The organism is Frondihabitans sp. 4ASC-45 (assembly GCF_049472575.1).
In the GTDB taxonomy this organism is placed as follows: Bacteria; Actinomycetota; Actinomycetes; order Actinomycetales; family Microbacteriaceae; genus Frondihabitans.
On record NZ_JBCEBN010000002.1, the window covers coordinates 483,902 to 501,024 of the forward strand.

Annotated in this window: 16 protein-coding genes; 8 read left to right on the plus strand and 8 right to left on the minus strand. The window is 65.2% G+C overall.

The window, feature by feature from the left end:
• Positions 1-184: 184 nt before the first annotated feature.
• Positions 185-1,180, plus strand: coding sequence for a hypothetical protein (locus VH571_RS05845; RefSeq protein WP_423263711.1), 996 nt, complete (start codon positions 185-187; stop codon positions 1,178-1,180).
• Between the two features lie 134 nt (positions 1,181-1,314).
• Here VH571_RS05845 and argG read toward each other — a convergent pair whose 3' ends face one another.
• The gene (gene argG / locus VH571_RS05850) at positions 1,315-2,757 is read right to left on the minus strand and encodes an argininosuccinate synthase (protein WP_423263713.1); all 1,443 of its coding nucleotides are present in this window, start codon (positions 2,755-2,757) and stop codon (positions 1,315-1,317) included.
• Between the two features lie 19 nt (positions 2,758-2,776).
• A complete protein-coding gene (locus VH571_RS05855) occupies positions 2,777-2,959 on the minus strand; it encodes a hypothetical protein (RefSeq protein WP_123943724.1) in 183 nt (60 codons plus the stop codon).
• 64 nt (positions 2,960-3,023) lie between these two features.
• Here VH571_RS05855 and VH571_RS05860 point away from each other — a divergent pair, with 64 nt between their 5' ends.
• Positions 3,024-3,443: a YchJ family protein gene (locus tag VH571_RS05860; protein WP_423263714.1), complete on the plus strand. Its 420-nt coding sequence runs from the start codon at positions 3,024-3,026 to the stop codon at positions 3,441-3,443.
• Here VH571_RS05860 and VH571_RS05865 read toward each other — a convergent pair.
• From VH571_RS05865 to dhaK, 4 genes are all read right to left on the minus strand, one after another.
• A complete protein-coding gene (locus VH571_RS05865; RefSeq protein WP_423263715.1) occupies positions 3,440-4,993 on the minus strand; it encodes a glycosyltransferase family 39 protein in 1,554 nt (517 codons plus the stop codon). The genes VH571_RS05860 and VH571_RS05865 overlap by 4 nt on opposite strands.
• Positions 4,994-5,081: 88 nt before the next feature.
• Entirely contained in the window at positions 5,082-5,774 is a 693-nt protein-coding gene (gene dhaM, locus VH571_RS05870; RefSeq protein WP_423263716.1) for a dihydroxyacetone kinase phosphoryl donor subunit DhaM, read from the minus strand.
• 3 nt (positions 5,775-5,777) lie between these two features.
• Positions 5,778-6,422 carry a dihydroxyacetone kinase subunit DhaL gene (gene dhaL / locus VH571_RS05875; protein WP_423263717.1) on the minus strand — a complete coding sequence of 215 codons (645 nt, stop codon included), beginning with the start codon at positions 6,420-6,422 and terminating at the stop codon, positions 5,778-5,780.
• 54 nt (positions 6,423-6,476) lie between these two features.
• On the minus strand, positions 6,477-7,478 hold the full coding sequence (gene dhaK / locus VH571_RS05880; protein WP_055957583.1) for a dihydroxyacetone kinase subunit DhaK: 1,002 nt from the start codon (positions 7,476-7,478) through the stop codon (positions 6,477-6,479).
• A 264-nt stretch (positions 7,479-7,742) separates the two neighbouring features.
• Here dhaK and VH571_RS05885 point away from each other — a divergent pair, with 264 nt between their 5' ends.
• Complete coding sequence (locus VH571_RS05885) at positions 7,743-8,417, plus strand: MIP/aquaporin family protein (protein WP_423263718.1); 675 nt, start codon at positions 7,743-7,745, stop codon at positions 8,415-8,417.
• A gap of 122 nt (positions 8,418-8,539) precedes the next feature.
• Positions 8,540-10,057 carry a glycerol kinase GlpK gene (gene glpK, locus VH571_RS05890; protein WP_055957577.1) on the plus strand — a complete coding sequence of 506 codons (1,518 nt, stop codon included), beginning with the start codon at positions 8,540-8,542 and terminating at the stop codon, positions 10,055-10,057.
• A gap of 65 nt (positions 10,058-10,122) precedes the next feature.
• On the opposite strand, the gene trpD is transcribed toward glpK, so the two are convergent.
• Complete coding sequence (gene trpD, locus VH571_RS05895; RefSeq protein ID WP_194606307.1) at positions 10,123-11,175, minus strand: anthranilate phosphoribosyltransferase; 1,053 nt, start codon at positions 11,173-11,175, stop codon at positions 10,123-10,125.
• Positions 11,176-11,276: 101 nt separating this feature from the next.
• On the opposite strand from trpD, the gene VH571_RS05900 reads away from it, so the two are divergent.
• The 4 genes from VH571_RS05900 to VH571_RS05915 all read left to right on the plus strand — a co-directional run bounded on the left by VH571_RS05900 (position 11,277) and on the right by VH571_RS05915 (position 15,618).
• The gene (locus tag VH571_RS05900) at positions 11,277-11,912 is read left to right on the plus strand and encodes a cytochrome c oxidase subunit 3 (protein WP_084815852.1); all 636 of its coding nucleotides are present in this window, start codon (positions 11,277-11,279) and stop codon (positions 11,910-11,912) included.
• 21 nt (positions 11,913-11,933) lie between these two features.
• Positions 11,934-12,788, plus strand: coding sequence for a c-type cytochrome (locus VH571_RS05905; RefSeq protein WP_423263719.1), 855 nt, complete (start codon positions 11,934-11,936; stop codon positions 12,786-12,788).
• A 74-nt stretch (positions 12,789-12,862) separates the two neighbouring features.
• Positions 12,863-13,933, plus strand: a complete 1,071-nt coding sequence (locus tag VH571_RS05910; protein WP_055961778.1) for a ubiquinol-cytochrome c reductase iron-sulfur subunit — start codon at positions 12,863-12,865, stop codon at positions 13,931-13,933.
• Positions 13,930-15,618: a cytochrome b gene (locus tag VH571_RS05915; protein ID WP_423263720.1), complete on the plus strand. Its 1,689-nt coding sequence runs from the start codon at positions 13,930-13,932 to the stop codon at positions 15,616-15,618. The genes VH571_RS05910 and VH571_RS05915 overlap by 4 nt, the downstream gene beginning before the upstream one ends.
• A gap of 1,079 nt (positions 15,619-16,697) precedes the next feature.
• Here VH571_RS05915 and VH571_RS05920 read toward each other — a convergent pair.
• Positions 16,698-17,120, minus strand: coding sequence for a cytochrome c oxidase subunit 4 (locus VH571_RS05920; protein ID WP_055957571.1), 423 nt, complete (start codon positions 17,118-17,120; stop codon positions 16,698-16,700).
• Positions 17,121-17,123: the final 3 nt, after the last annotated feature.

Here is a 17,123-nt window from a genome sequence, read left to right on the forward strand (position 1 = left end):
GCGGCGGTGCTGTGGTCCCGGTAGCCGCGGGCACGCTCCGAGACCCCTCTTCTTGTGTCGCTCCGTTCGCCGATAATGCACATTATGTCAAGTACGTCAATTTGACCCTGTTCTCCGAAGTTGATATGTGGTGTACTGAATAAGAAGCACCCCACTTCTGACCAGCCGACGAGAGGCCGACCCGATGAGCCCGACTCCGCACGTGACGATCATCAACCCGCTGGCCGGGGCGCTCGGGCACTACGCCCGCACGCTGAAATTGAATCTGACCGACTCGGGCCATGACGTGACTGCGGTCGATCTTGTCGAGCCATCCCTGGCCGACGAATCTCGATTTACCTGGGTTCGACGCTATGTCTCAGCTTTGTTCCGTGTCAGTCGTGCCAAGCCCACGGGGGCGGTCATCCTCGCGTGGCCCGTGCTCGGCTATTGGGATCTCGTTCTCGCCCGCCTCATCCTCGGTCGCCGCCGCACGACTCGGCTCGTCATGCACGACCCGGTCCCCCTTGTGCGTGCCGTGGGCTATTCGGCACCCGCTCGGCGTATCGGGTGCGCCCTGTCACGCAGGCGCACCGTCATCGTCCACTCGACGACGGCACAGGAGGCGATCACCGAGACCACGTTCGGCGTCGACAGCCCGATCGTGGCTCACCCCCTTCAGGCGACCACCCACTCCTGCGAGTCCACCGAAAGCAACGTGCCGACAGAGCGCCCCGTCATTCGAGTTCTCGGCCAGTTTAAGCCGGATCGAGACATCCAGCTCCTCGCTGACCTCGCCGTCGAACTAGCGCCGCGCTATTCGCTGGAGATCCACGGCCGCGGCTGGCCCCGCATCGACGGCTGGGCGGTCAGCGACGAGTTCGTGGACGAAGACCGCCTCGATCACCTGCTCGCGACGTCGGCAGCCGTCCTCATTCCCTATCGACGCTTCTACCAGAGCGGCATCGCGATTCGATGCTTCGAACTGGGCACACCGTTCGTCGGGCCCCGGTGCGATGCCCTGGCTCAGCTCTACGGCCCCGACTCCCCCCTGCTCGTCGGCTCCCCCGCCGACACGTCGGCCTGGGTGAGAGCCGTCGAGCAGGCCGCGACCGAATGTCGCGACGCGCTTCGTCTGCGGGCTGCCACGGCGACCGCGGAGGTCTCAGACGCCTGGCGACGCGAGCTAGCCCTGCACTGACGACGACGCCGGAGTCGATCGAGGGCGCCCTGGATCCTGCTCCCCCACCAGACACGGTGAGACTCCACGAATGGCCCGTGTCTTCAGCAGACACGGGCCATTCGTGGAGTCTCGAGTAACGCCGTGAGACAGGGTCAGTCGGTGCCGGAGTCGAACGCAGCCGACTCGGAGGCGGCGTCGGTCGCCCGCCCGAGTGCGTCGGTGGCGGAGTCGGACACGCCGGCGCCACCGAGAATCTGGTCGGCCTCGCCCGCCTCGAGCTCTCCGACCAACTCGGCTGTCGCTCCCCCGATGAGCCCCGCTGCCGCGTACTGCTCGAGTCGAGACCGTGAGTCGGCGATGTCGAGGTTCCGCATGGTCAGCTGACCGATGCGGTCGTCGGGGCCGAACGCTGAGTCACCGACGCGCTCCATCGACAGCTTCTCGGGGTGGTAGCTGAGCTGCGGCCCCGTCGTGTCGAGGATCGTGTAGTCGTCACCGCGGCGAAGGCGGACGGTGACCTCGCCGGTGACGGCGGAGGCGACCCACCGCTGCAGGGACTCGCGGAGCATGAGCGACTGCGGGTCGAGCCAGCGCCCCTCGTACATGAGTCGGCCAAGACGGCGACCCTCATTGTGGTAGGCGGCGACCGTGTCTTCGTTATGGATCGCGTTGAGCAGGCGCTCGTAGGCGAGGTGGAGCAGGGCCATTCCGGGCGCCTCGTAGATGCCGCGGCTCTTCGCCTCGATGATGCGGTTTTCGATCTGGTCGGAGGCCCCGAGGCCGTGACGACCACCGATGGCATTGGCCTCGTAGACGAGTGCGACGGGGTCGGAGAACTCGACACCGTTGATGGCGACCGGGCGCCCCGCCTCGAAGCGGACCGAGACGACCTCGGTGGAGACCTCGACGTCGTCGCGCCAGGCGGCGACACCCATGATCGGCTCGACCAGGTCGATGCCGGCGCTGAGCTCTTCGAGGCTCTTCGCCTCGTGAGTCGCACCCCAGATGTTGGCGTCGGTCGAGTAGGCCTTCTCGGTGGAGTCGCGATAGGGGAAGCCTCGCGCCACGAGCCATTCGCTCATCTCGGTGCGGCCACCGAGCTCGTTCACGAAGTCGGCGTCAAGCCACGGCTTATAGATGCGCAGGCGCGGGTTCGCCATGAGGCCGTAACGGTAGAACCGTTCGATGTCGTTGCCTTTGTAGGTCGAGCCATCGCCCCAGATGTCGACCTCGTCGTCTTTCATCGCACGCACTAGCATCGTGCCGGTCACGGCGCGGCCGAGCGGCGTGGTGTTGAAGTACGTCTTGCCGCCGGAGCGAATGTGGAACGCACCGCACTGAAGAGCGACGAGGCCCTCTTCGACCAATGCGCTCTTGGCGTCGACAAGCCGTGCGACCTCGGCACCGTACTCTTTCGCCCGCACCGCGACGGAGTCGATGTCGGGCTCGTCATACTGTCCGATGTCGGCCGTGTACGTGCAGGGAACGGCACCCTTCTCTCGCATCCAGGCGACGGCGCACGATGTGTCGAGACCACCGGAGAACGCGATGCCGACGCGTTCGCCGACGGGAAGAGAGCTCAAGACTTTGGACATACCCAAAACCCTAGCGGGATCAGACCCCGCGCTTGACCTTCGGGGTCTTCGGCACGACGACCTGCCCGGGCTTCTGCTTTGCCGCACGCCCGATCGCCTTCTTTCGTTTGGTCGATTTCGGCGCCAGGGCACCGTTGTTTCGCGAGTTGACGACAAACAGGGTGGTCGCAACGGCCGCGACGACGAGGACTAAGGCACGCATGGCATTCTCCTTCTGGGTGTAGCTCAACGCTACGCTCCCGACCGAGCAAAGGATCCGCGCCACCGTGACCTCCTCCCCCGCGTCCGACTCCCCCTCGACGACGCTCGCCGATGCCGCCCGCTGCCCGTGCCTGAGTGGCGAGACGTACGGCGCCTGCTGCGGGCCACTGCACCGGGGCCTGGCAGTAGCACCGACGGCAGAACGCCTGATGCGGTCTCGGTACTCGGCCTTTGCGGTCGGCGACGCGGTCTACTTGCTCGCCACGTGGGATCCTGCGCTTCGGCCCGATTCGCTCGACCTCGATGAGGGCGTGCGCTGGTACCGACTCGACATCATCGCCACCGAACGCGGCGGCATGCTCGACACCACGGGAATCGTCGAATTCCGGGCGCACTATCGAGACGACGAGGGAGCGCACACCCTGCACGAACGGTCCACCTTCTCCAAGCAGAGCGGCCGCTGGTTGTACGTCACCGCCCTCTAGTGCGAGCGGTGCAGCTCGAGCACGCGCACCGGCCCGAGATCGGTGCTGTTGGCCACGGCGAACCCGTTCGCCTCGAGCACCCGCCTGGCTTCGTCGGCTCTCGGGTCGACCCCTGAAGCGCCGACGATCCAGACGTTGTCGATCGACGCGAGGCGACGCGGAATGAGGGTCGCGAGATCTCCATTGCGATCGAAAAGGCGCCCTTCGGCACGACGGCTTCCGGTCACGGCCAGATCGCGCATTCCCTCGAAGGCATCCGGGTAGGCGATCTCCACGAGATTGGCTGTCGCTGAGGGGAGCTGGGCCACCGTGGCGAAGACGATTGCGTCCGGCCCGGTCGAGGACTCGCGTTGTTCGTGCACGAGCTCCGCCGCATCGGACCAGTAGATCTCGTGGTGCGAGTGGGGCAGGCGGATAGCGATGAGCGAGGGAATGGCCACAGCGACGACCAGGGCCACAGCCACCACACGGCGTCGTCGGGCGAGACCCGCAACACCGATGGCCATGAGGATGGCGACGAAGGGAGCGCTCAAAGTGAGGTAGTAGGGCGCGAAAAGTGGTTTTCCGAGGGCCGTCGCGGTGAGCAGAAGCACCATCGGCCCGAAGGCGAGAAGAACGAGCGCCCTTCCCGGGTAAACGCGAACGGTGCCCGAGTCGTCGGTCTCAGACCCGGAGGTCGGCCTGTCGCCCGATTTGAAGGCCGACCCGACTCCGATGAGGAGAAGTACCCACCCGACGGGCACCGCGATCAGCGTCACTACTGCGAGACCTCGAATCGGCCAGACGGCACGGAACCAGGTGTCAAGGACGATGTGTCGGATCGTGTGCACCGAGAGCTCGGGAATCCAGTGCACCTGCGCCGCCTCCCCCACGACCAGGAGCGCGAAGGGAACGAGGAGGACCGCAGCAGAGCCCGCCGTAATCAGCCAGGGAAGAAGTCTCGAACGGCCACTCCGGCAGGCCACCGCGAGAATGACGCTGTGCATCACCACGATCATCGCCAGGTAGATATTGAGCAGAACCGCGATGACGATTGCGAGTCCGTACCACAACCAAGCGACGCGGCTCGGTGACTTGTGGTCCTGCTCGAGGGCACGAACGAAGAGAAGGGTCAGCCCCACGGCGGCGACCATCACCATGGCGTAGGGCCGTCCCTCGACTGCAGCCCAGGCAACCCTGGGCAGACACGCGTAGACGACGCCCGTGAGGACGGCGACCTGTTTGCTCCCCAGACGGGAAGCCAGAAGCATCGTGAGGGCACACCCCACACCCACCGCCACGGCGCTCGGGAGGCGCATCGTGAAGACCGACGTGCCGACGACCCCGAACCAGACCTTCATCAGGGCGTAGTACAGGCCGTGGACGGCATCGATGTTGCCCAACAGGTGGATGAGCTCGGGCCAGCTTCGGGTCGCGGCCGAGAGAGTTGCCGCCTCGTCTTCCCACGCGTCGGGCACGTCCGACGAGATCAAGGAGAGACTTGCGACCACGATGCCGAAGATCAGGGCAATCGTGGTCAGAGGCAGACGGGTTCGCAAGACGGGTCGCATATTTTAAATTCTACTTTAAAATATACGACCTGAGAAGAGGTCAGCTTGTCTCGCTCGGGTCGGACGGAGCATCCCCGAGGGTCGCTCGTCAGAGCTCGCCGAAACCACCCTCGACGAGCTCGATCAGCGCGTCCACCGCCTCAGCGGCATCCGGTCCGGTTGCCACGATCGACACTGTCGAGCCCTTGGGCAGCCCGAGACCCATGATGCGAAGCAGGCTCTTCGCGTCGACACCGTTGATCTGAATGGTCGATTCGAAGGCGCCGGCGTGCTTGACGAATTCGGCGGCCGGTCGCGCGTGCAGCCCCGAAGGGTTGACGAGGGTCGCAGACCGCTCGACTGCGCCCTGCACTTCGGCGCGGCTGAGGCTCCGCTCGTCGGCGTGAGGATCGGCGATGCCCGTGGCAGTCCGGGCCGCGGCCGTGACGTCGTGCAGGGATCCGCCCGTCTCCGATGCGACGGCTGCCGCGACAGCCCCCTCGACGATCGGCGCGTCGGCGATGACCACGAGGGCTCGCTCGGCGTCGTCCAGGAAGTCGAGAGCCGTTTCGGCCGTGAGGATCGCCGAACCGAGGTCGCACAGGATCACGACGCCGCTCCCCTGCTGGGCCGCGGTGATTCCGGACGAGATCTTCTCGAAGCTCGTGCCCAAGGCGCCCTCGGCGGTGCCGCCGGCGGCGACCACGGTGACGCTCGGAGCCATCTGCTTAGCGAGCTCGAGCGCCCCCTCGGCGATTTTCGCGCTGTGCGAGACGATCAGGATTCCAACCGGTGATGCCATGAATTAGCCTTCCGTGGCGGCGGCCGCGTCGGCAGCAGCCGTGATGATGAGAGCGGAGGATTCCGCCCCGGGGTCTCGGTGACCGATAGCGCGTTCGCCGAGGTAGCTCGCGCGACCCTTGCGAGCAACGAGCGGCTCGGTGGATTCGGCTCCGGCTGACGCGGCTGCCGCAGCGGCGCGCAGAACGCCGGCGGGTGATGCACCTGCTGCGGCGGCCTCCCCCGCGGCGTCGACGGCAGGGGTCCACGCATCGATCATTGTCTTGTCACCCGGCTCTGCTTTGCCGCGCAACACGACGCCGTCGCGGGCCGCGGTGAGCAGGGCGACGACACCGTCGGCATCGATCTCGGGCGCGTCTCCGAGTGCCTGCGCTCCCTTGAGGAACGCCGTGCCGAGCAGGGGGCCCGAAGCGCCGCCGACGGTCGAGATCAGCGTGGTGGCCACGAGCTTGAGCGCCGCCCCAGGGGTCGCGTCGTCGGGGAGGGTGTCGAACTTGATCTTGACCGCGGAGAAACCCCGATCGAGGTTCTCGCCGTGATCGCCATCGCCGATCTCGCGGTCGAGTTCGCTCAAGCGGGTCCGGTTGTGAGAGACGACCTCGACGGTGTCGTCGATCCAGGCAGTGACCCAGGAGATACCGAGGCTCATGTAATGGCGTCCTTTCGTGTTGCGTTCGACTGACAGACCGAAGGATCCGACTGCTCAGCGACCCCACCGGAGGGCGGCGGTCTCGACAGGGGCGTCCCACAGCTCGGTCAACTCGTCGTCGAGTTTCGTGACGGTGATGGAGATGCCCTGCATCTCGAGGCTCGTCACGTAGTTGCCTACGAGGCTACGCGTGACCTCGATGCCTCTCTCGGCGAGCACGGAGGCGGCGTGGCGATAGACGATGTAGTGCTCGAGCAGCGGAGTACCGCCCATGCCGTTGACGAAGAGCAGCACTCGGTCACCCGATTCGAAGGGCAGGTCGTCGAGGATCGGCCCGAGCATCCGATCGACGATCGCGTCGGCGGGCTCCAACGCGATCCGCTCGCGGCCAGGCTCGCCGTGGATCCCGATGCCGATCTCGATCTCGTCGTCGCTCAGGGTGAAGCTCGGCTCCCCCGCGTGCGGCACGATGCCCGCTGCCAGGGCCACACCCATCGTGCGGGTCACCGAGTTCACCTTCGTTGCCACGGCAGCTACGGCATCGAGGTCGTCGCCCCGTTCCGCCGCGGCTCCGGCGCATTTCTCCACGACGACGGTGCCGGCGACGCCGCGCCGCCCAGCGGTGAACAGGCTGTCTTTGACGGCGACGTCGTCGTCGACGATCACCGAGACGACGCGGATTCCCTCGGCGTCGGCGAGATCGGCGGCGGTCTCGAAGTTCAAGACGTCGCCCGTGTAGTTCTTCACGATGTGGAGCACGCCCGCGCCGCCGTCTGAGGCGATCGTGGCGGCCACGATGGGATCGGGCGTGGGCGAGGTGAATACCGGACCGGGCACGGCGGCGGTGAGCATTCCGTGGCCGACGAAGCCCGCGTGAAGCGGTTCATGGCCGGAGCCTCCACCGGAGACGATGCCGACGTGCCCCTGCGTCGCGCCCCCCGCACGGACGACGAACAAAGGATCCGGCGAGACCGTCACCAGGTCGGCGTGTGCCAGCCCGAATCCCTCGACGGATTCGTCGACGACGTTCTTCGGATCGTTGATGAGCTTCTTCATTGAAGGCCTCCAGGCTGCGGGCGACACGCCGTGACGTGCGCCACGACAGGGGGTGTTGCCCCACCGTAGCCTTCTTCTAACGGACACAGCCAGACACGAAACAAAGTCCGAGGGTGTTTGTATCCGAATGCCTCGGCACAGCGCTACTGTGTTGACACACGCTCACCGCAGAGCACCCAGCAGGGGAGTTTCTGCCTAGACGACATAAGGACGGTCGAAGTGGATCTGGGAACAATTTTTCTCTCCGAAACGGTGGGAACCGCAATGCTCCTGCTCCTGGGTGGTGGCGTCGTCGCGAACGTCGCTCTCGTCAAGAGCAAGGGCTTCAACGGCGGAACGCTCATGGTCAACTTCGGCTGGGGCCTCGCGGTCTTCGCCGGAATCCTGGTGTCGTACAAGTCGGGGGCCCACCTCAACCCGGCCGTCAGCATCGCGCAGCTGATCCTCAAGAACATCGATTTCCCGCAGTTCTTGATCTATGTGCTCGCGCAGATGGTCGGAGCGATCATCGGTGCCGTTCTGGTCTACCTGGCGTACAAGAACCACTTCGATGAGGAGCCCGAACCGGCTGCCAAGCTCGGTGTGTTCTCGACCGGCCCGGCGATCCGCAGCTACGGCTGGAACTTCGTGACCGAGGTCATCGCGACCTTCGTGCTCGTCTTCGTCATCATCGGCATCGGCAACGGCAAGTCGCCGTCCGAACTCGGCGCTCTCCCCGTCGCACTGCTCGTGGTTGGTATCGGCGCCTCCCTCGGTGGCCCGACCGGCTATGCGATCAACCCCGCGCGTGACCTCGGCCCGCGCATCGCCCACGCCTTCCTTCCCATCAAGGGCAAGGGTGGCAGCGACTGGAGCTACGCCTGGGTTCCCGTCGTCGGCCCGCTCGTCGGTGGTGCTCTCGCCGCCTTCGCGTCGATGGCCTTCCTCCCCATGGCCTGACACAGGCCTCACAGACTAAGGACGGGTGATTTCGCGAGAGTGAGGTCACCCGTTCTTTTCGCCTCGACCCCTCTCCATCAGCTTTCTCTGCAGCATCCATCAACGACGAAGGAGCACCACTAGTGAGCGACGACTACATCCTCGCAATTGACCAGGGCACCACCTCGAGCCGCGCGATCGTCTTCGATCACTCGGGCTCGATCGTGTCGACGGGTCAACTCGAGCACGAACAGATCTTCCCCCGCGCCGGCTGGGTCGAGCACAACCCCAAAGAGATCTGGGAGAACACCCGCGAGGTGATCGGCCAGGCACTCAGCCGTGCCAACATAACGCGGCACAACATCAAGGCCGTCGGCATCACCAACCAGCGCGAGACCGCTGTTGTCTGGGATAAGAACACCGGCGAGCCCGTGTACAACGCGATCGTCTGGCAAGACACCCGCACGCAAGAGATCGTGGATCGCTTTGCGAAAGACGGTGGGGTAGAGCGTTTCAAAGACATCGTCGGTCTCCCCCTCAGCACCTACTTCGCCGGAACGAAGATCGTCTGGATCCTTGAGAACGTCGAAGGTGCCCGCGAGAAGGCGGAGGCGGGCGATCTCCTCTTCGGCACGACCGATACCTGGGTGCTCTGGAACCTCACCGGCGGAGTCGACGGCGGCGTACACGTGACCGACGTGACGAACGCCTCCCGCACCCTGTTCCTCGACCTCGAGACCCTCGAGTGGCGCCAAGATATCCTCGACGTCTTCGGCGTACCGGCCTCCATGCTCCCCGAGGTCAAGTCGTCGTCCGAGATCTACGGCTATGCCTCCTCGTCCTCGCTCCTCCGCGAGGTGCCTATCGCGGGCATTCTCGGCGACCAGCAGGCCGCCACGTTCGGCCAGGCCGCGTTCGACAAGGGTGAGTCGAAGAACACCTACGGCACCGGCAACTTCCTGATCTTCAACACCGGTGAGGAGAAGGTCAAGAGCGAGAACGGCCTGCTCACGACCATCGGATACAAGCTCGGAGACGGCCCGACCCACTACGCCCTGGAGGGGTCGATCGCCGTGACCGGGTCGCTCGTGCAGTGGCTGCGCGACAACCTGGGGCTGATCTCGTCGGCTCCCGAGATCGAGACGCTGGCCGCAACCGTCGACGATAACGGTGGGGCCTACTTCGTACCAGCCTTCTCCGGGCTCTTCGCGCCGTATTGGCGCTCCGATGCTCGCGGAGCCCTCGTCGGCCTGACGCGGTACGTGAACAAGGGTCACATCGCCCGCGCGGCACTCGAAGCGACCGCGTACCAGACCCGCGAGGTTCTCGACGCGGTCAACGCCGACTCGGGAGTCGACCTGACCGAACTCAAGGTCGACGGCGGCATGACCGCGAACAGCGTTCTCATGCAGTTCCAGGCCGACATCCTCGGCGTTCCCGTCGTCCGCCCGGTGGTCGCCGAGACCACCGCGCTCGGAGCCGCCTACGCCGCTGGCCTCGCCGTCGGCTTCTGGGCTAACCTCGACGACCTCCGCGCCAACTGGCAGGAAGACGCCCGCTGGACCCCGTCGATGGACGAGGCCGAACGCGACCGTCAGATCCGGCTCTGGAAGAAGGCGGTCACGAAGACCTTCGACTGGGTCGACGAAGACGTGAACTAGCGCTGACCCGAGAGACACAGAGAAAGCCCCGTCAGGATCCACCTGGCGGGGCTTTCTGCTTGCGGTCACGCCCGCGTGGCGGCCACCCACTCCGCGAGCTTCGCGGTCGCACGCCCACTGTCGACGGCGTCGGCGGCGACCACGAGCTGCTCGCGGAAGCGTTCGGCGATGGGTCGATCGCGCTGGGCTGGATCCTGGGCCAGTCGGAACGAGACCAGACCGGCCGCCGCGTTCAAAAGCACGATGTCGCGAACCGCGCCCCGCTCCCCCGCCAGCGTTCGACGGGCCACCTCGGCGTTGTGCTCGGGGTCTCCGCCGAGGAGGTCGTCGATCCGGGAGCGCGGGATTCCGAGCTCGAGCGGGTCGAGGTCGTGCTCGGTCACCGAGCCGCCCGAGATCTCCCAGATGTGGCTGTGGCCGGTGGTGGTGAGCTCGTCGAGACCGTCGTCGCCGCGGAACACCAGGGCCGTGGCGCCGCGGGTCTGGAACACACCGACCACGAGGTTGACCTTGGAGGCATTGGCCACACCGACCGCACTGGCCTCGGGCCGCGCCGGGTTCGTCAGCGGACCGAGAAAGTTGAACACGGTCGGCACGCCGATCTCGCGACGAGTGGCGGCCGCGTGCTTGAAGCCCGGGTGGAACGCCGCGGCGTAGGCGAAGGTGATGCCGACCTCGCCCAATACCGCGGCGACACGCGCGGGGTCGCGATCGAGATCGATTCCGAGAGCGCTCAAGACGTCGGACGACCCCGATGAGGAGCTCGCGGCCCGGTTGCCGTGCTTGATCACCGGCACTCCGGCCGACGCCACGACGATCGAGGCCATGGTGGAGACGTTCACCGTGCCGAAGCGATCTCCGCCGGTACCCACGATGTCGACACCCATGGTGTCGACGGCCAGGGGCAATGCGTGCGCCAGAATCGCGTCACGGAAGCCCACGATCTCGTCCACGGTCTCGCCCTTGGCACGGAGGGCGATGAGGAACGCGGCGAGCTGCGAGTCGGTCGCCTCGCCCACCATCACGCGCTCCATCGCCCAGGTGGCATCGGCGATCGAGAGGTCGTTCCCCTCCAGGAGGGAATCGAGAAGACGGGGCCACGAGAGTGCGTTCGACATGGCTCTCAGCTTACTGAGCGGCTTCTTTCAGATATCTCGTCATCGAGACTGGCAGTCTGTCGAGGCGAAATTCTCGGCGGTTTATCGGCCATAATGAACCTGTGACAAGTACCTCTCTCTCGAGACCTTCAGGCGGACCGGTTGTCAACCGGCCCAGCACCGCTGCCGTAGGCACCATCGTCTGGCTCGGAAGCGAGGTGATGTTCTTCGCCGGTCTCTTCGCGATCTACTTCACCTTGCGGAGCACCTCTCCCGAGCTCTGGGCTTCCCAGACCGAGAAGCTGGACGTCCCGTTCGCCGCCTTCAACACCATCACCCTGGTGCTGTCGAGCGTCACCTGCCAGTTCGGTGTCTTCGCGGCCGAGCGCCTCCAGGGCAAGCGGACCGGCAAGCTCTTCCAGGTCTCCAAGTGGGGCCTCGTCGAGTGGTTCTTCCTGTCGTATGCCATGGGCGCCGTCTTCGTGTCTCTCCAGATGTACGAATACACGAACCTCATTTCCGAGCACGTGACGCTGCAGTCGAGCGCCTACGGCTCCGCCTTCTACCTGACGACCGGCTTCCACGCCGCACACGTCACCGGCGGTCTGCTCTGCTTCCTCTTCATCATCGGTCGCGCCTACGCGGTGAAGAACTTCGGTCACCGAGAGGCCACGAGCGCCATCGTGATCTCGTACTACTGGCACTTCGTCGACGTCGTGTGGATCGGCCTGTTCCTGGTCATCTACATCCTCAAATAGGCATTGGATCCCCTGCTCCCCATGAAGATCTCTCCCTCAGCAAAGCTCGCTTCGTCAGCGACAAAGGGCGCCCGCAAATCGGTCGGCGCCAAGTCGAAGCGAACGGGTCGCCGGTCTCCCCTCGCGACCGTCTCGCTCATCGTCGTGGGCCTCCTCACCACGGGTGGCGCTTACGCGCTGTTCACGTCGACCGCCACCGCCGAGACCGGCACCTCCAGCAACTCGCAGGCCACGGTCAACGAGGGTAAGAAGCTCTTCGCTGCGAACTGCGCCACCTGCCACAACGTCAATGGTTCCGGCACCGAGGCCGGCCCGAGCCTCGTCGGCGTCGGCGAGGCGTCGGTCGACTTCCAGGTCGGAACAGGTCGCATGCCCGCGGCGGCGAATGGCCCGCAGGCGCTGAAGAAGCCCGTGCAGTTCACCAACGAAGACATTCAGGCGATGGCCGCTTATGTTGCTTCGCTCGGCACGGGTCCGTCCGAGCCTGAGACGAAGTACCTCCAGGCCAACGGCGACACCGCCAAGGGTGCCGAGCTCTTCCGCATCAACTGCGCCATGTGCCACAACGTGGCCGGCGCCGGTGGAGCGCTCACGCAGGGCAAGTTCGCACCGGCACTCAAGGGCGTCACCTCGAAGCACATCTACGAGGCAATGCTCACGGGCCCGCAGAACATGCCGGTGTTCAACGACCTGAACATCACTCCGCAGGAGAAGGCCGACATCATCACCTACCTGAAGTACCTCGAGAAGAACCCTTCTCCCGGTGGCTTCGAGTTGGGCAACCTCGGTCCGGTCTCTGAGGGTCTGTTCATCTGGATCTTCGGTCTCGGCGCCATCGTGGCCATCACCGTGTGGCTGACGGCCCGCTCGAACTAGCAGCATCATCCCCGGGCTCCCTAGGCCCAGAGTCAACGATTTATAGAGTGAAGAGCTCACCGAAAGGCAGCACCATGGCAGATCACGACGACGAGACCCCCCAGGCGGGCTCGGCTGTCGAGAAGAGCGAGCCGCTGAAGGTCTCCGCCGGCACGGCGGTCATCCCGACGGATCCCTTCGAGAACCCGGGTGAGCCCGCGCACCACCTCCGCGTCACCGACATCGACCCGGTCGAAGAGAAGAAGGCGGCCCGCCAGGTCTCCACTCTGTTCTTCGCCTCGATCGTGTTCAGCTGCCTCGCGGTGGCCGCCTATATCGCGTTCCCGATCACCCCGGGCGACACCGGCTCGATCCGGCTGAACAACCTGTTCCTCGGTCTCGGTATCGCACTCGGCCTCCTGGCCATCGGCATCGGTGCCGTGCACTGGTCGAAGACCATCATGCCGGCGCGCGAAATCACCGAGATGCGCCACGGCACCCGTGGCTCCGACGCAACTCGCGCCAAAGCCGCCGAAGTGTTCGAACTCGGCAACAAAGAGTCCGGTTTCGGCCGACGCAGCCTGATCCGCAACAGCCTCTTCGGTGCGCTCTTCGCCTTCATCCTTCCTGGCGTGGTCATTTTCCGCGACCTCGGCCCGAAGGTCGACCCCAATGTCGTCCTGCGGCATACACTCTGGAAAAAGGGCATGCACCTCACCCTTGACCCTTCCGGCACGCGCATCAAGGCTGCCGATGTGACCCTCGGTTCGGCATTCCACGTGATCCCGGAAAGCCTGCTCGAATCCGAAGATCTGCTCGAAGAGAAAGCCAAAGCCGCCGTCCTCGTCATGCGGCTCAACCCCGACGACCTCAATGAGCCCGAGGGCCGTGAAAACTGGCAGTACAACGGAATCGTTGCCTACTCCAAGATCTGCACTCACGTCGGATGCCCGGTCGCGCTGTACGAACAGCAGACCCACCACCTGCTCTGCCCCTGCCACCAGTCGACGTTCGACGTCACCGACAACTGCAAGGTCATCTTCGGCCCGGCCTCTCGGCCGCTCCCCCAGCTGCCCATCACGGTCGACGCCGAAGGCTACCTCGTGGCTCAGAGCGATTTCCACGAGCCCGTAGGCCCGAGTTTCTGGGAGCGTGACCGCGCATGATCACCACCACCACAACCACCGAATCCCAGCCCACCAGCTACGCCGAACAGGGCAACGCTCCGGTTCGACCGGCCAAGGGCATGAAGTTCATGGGTGCCGCCGCCAACTACGTCGACGAGCGCACCAGCATCTCCGGACTCGTCAAAGAGGTCGGTCGCAAGATCTTCCCCGACCACTGGTCGTTCATGCTCGGCGAGGTCGCGCTCTACAGCTTCGTCGTCATCTTGCTCTCGGGTACGTTCCTGACCTTCTTCTTCCAGCCGTCCATGGCCGAGGTCACCTACAACGGCTCGTACGTGCCGCTCAAGGGAATCGACATGTCGGCGGCGATGCAGTCGGCGCTGAACATCTCGTTCGACATCCGCGGTGGTCTCCTGTTCCGTCAGATCCACCACTGGGCGGCGTTGCTCTTCATCGCCGCCATCGGCCTGCACATGCTGCGCATCTACTTCACCGGTGCGTTCCGCAAGCCCCGCGAGATCAACTGGTTCATCGGCTTCGTGCTGTTCATCCTGGCTCTCGCCGAGGGCTTCACCGGCTACTCGCTCCCCGACGACCTGCTGTCCGGTAACGGTCTGCGGATCATCGACGGAATGGTCAAGGGCATCCCCGTCATCGGCGTCTGGATCAGCTACCTCCTCTTCGGCGGAGAGTTCCCCGGCACCGCGGTCGTCAGCCGTCTCTACTCGCTGCACATCATGTTGCTGCCGGCTCTTCTGATCGCCATGCTCGGCGCTCACCTGCTTCTGCTCATCATCAACAAGCACACGCAGTTCGCTGGGCCGGGCAAGACGAACAACAACGTCGTCGGCGTTCCGGTCATGCCCGTCTTCGCTGCGAAGGCCGGTGGTTTCTTCTTCATCGTCTTCGGCGTCATCGTGCTGATCGCATCCCTGTTCACGATCAACCCGATCTGGAACTATGGCCCGTACGACCCCTCGCCCGTCTCCGCGGGTACCCAGCCTGACTGGTACATCGGATTCGCCGACGGTGCTCTCCGTCTTGCACCGCCGCACTGGGAAGTCGTCTGGGGCGGATACACCGTCTCGTTCAACATCCTCGTGCCGATCGTCGTGCTGATGGGTCTGCTCGCCACCGTTGCCTTCTATCCCTTCATCGAGGGTTGGGTCACCGGCGACAAGCGGGAGCACCACATCCTCGACCGCCCGCGCAACGCCCCGACCCGTACGGCTATCGGTGCCGCTCTCATGACGCTGTACGCAGCGCTCTGGGCCGCAGCCTCGTCCGACCTCATGGCGACTCACTTCAAGCTGTCGTTGAACCAGGTCATCCACGTCATGCAGTTCTTGACGGTGATCGGTCCGTTCATCGCCTTCTGGATCACGAAGCGGGTCTGCCTCGCCCTGCAGAAGAAGGATCGCGAGATCGTTCTTCACGGTCACGAGTCGGGTCGAATCGTCCGCCTCCCCGGCGGCGAATACATCGAGGTCCACGAGCCACTGACCGACTACGAGCGCTGGAACCTCGTCAGCTACAACGAGTACGAGCCGCTCATGGTTCGACCGAATGCGCGTGGTGTCGTGACTCCTGTCGAGCGCATCCGAGCATCGGTGTCGGGCTTCTTCTTCGAAGATCGCATCTCGCCCGTTACCAAGGCTGAGATCGAGGCCGCTCACCACGACTCGCACGCCGAGATCGATGGTGGCCCCGGCGGCAAGCACTAGCAGCTCCGCTCCCCCGAAACCCGCTCGCACCCTCCGGTGCGGGCGGGTTTCGTCGTGTTGTGGGGCGATGGTCGTTCGGTCGAGCAGGTTCGTTTCGGCTGCAGGACGCGCTGCTCCTCATCCAGGGCCCGTGGGCGGTCGCACTCCTAGTCGCGTTTCGCGGGTCTAGTCGCGCCTTTTCGCGACTAAACGTGCGAAACGCGACTATGAGCCCCGCCGCCGTGCCGTCGGGCCGGCGCGAATGAGGTCCGACGCCATCGTCGGTTTCAGGGGGCCAACGTGAGGTCCTGCTGAGGCCGCCAGCTCGGGGCGACCCGCGTTGGGTGCCCTAGAGGGCCGTCGAATGCGGCGGGCGCCGCCAGCGGACAGATTGCACCCACACCGCATCCCGTGGTCTAGCTGCGGCCCGGGTCAATCAAGCCTTGCTAACCGAATCACGCATCGCTAACCGAGAGAACAGTTAGTCGTGCGTGAAACGGTTCGTGACGTACCGCGAGCCCCATGTGTCTCGTCAAAGTCGGTAAGCGCGAGCCCCTCGTGATCACGCAGGCGATGACGGGGCCGCTTCAGCAATGACGGGCTCCGCTGAGCCGGAAGCGGACCCGAACTCGAGCTCCCTAGGCCGCTGCAGCGAACACCTCGTCAACGGAGACTCGGCGGGCGCGGGCGAGATGCTCGGCGTTCGCTCGCCAGCGCAGAACGGCCCCAGGGGACCGCAGGATCCGGCAGAGGTCGCCAGGCCCGTCGCAGCCGAGCCGAGTACGCCTGCCGGATCCTACGGTCTCTCCTGCCCACTCGCTGCCTCTACCTCACTCCGTGATCGCAGCCCGGCTCACCAAGCGTTCGGACTGGCCCACGTCGGCCGGTTGCCTCGCGGGCGCCCACCGGCGCGGAGCTTCGGCAGCCGTGGCGCAGGAGCCTCCACAGCCGTCGCAGTCACCCTCTACCGCCGTCCACGTCCTCTGGGCGGCTCGGCCGGTTGAGAGCGGCTCCGAGGCGCTCAGCAGCCCGGGCGTACACGAAAGCGGGGCACCACCCGAAGGTGGTGCCCCGCTCGCCGCGAGACGCGGTAGTGGTACTTAGTGCTTGTAAACGCCGCGGTAGTTCTCGTAGACCCAGCCGACGAGAGCAATCGCCGTAAGGGCGACACCGAAGAAGATCAACCAGATTCCGACGGCGAGCGACAGGAAGACGATCGTGCAACCGGCGGCCAGGAAGATGGGCCACCAGCTGAACGGGTTGAAGAACCCGATTTCGGGGTCGCCATCGTCGATGTTTGCGTCGAGGCGGTCTTCGGGCAGTTCACCCGACTGGGCGAAGTGCGACCGGTTCATGTAGTAGCCGAGGAACACCGACATGATGCCGGCCAGGCCGATACCGAGGGTTCCCGTCCACTCCACCTTCTGGAATTCAGTCGACAGGAGACTCCAGACGGTGTAGCCGGCGTCGGCCACGAAGAAGAAGACCGCGAGGATCCAGAAGATGTTCGATTGGGCTCTCATTGC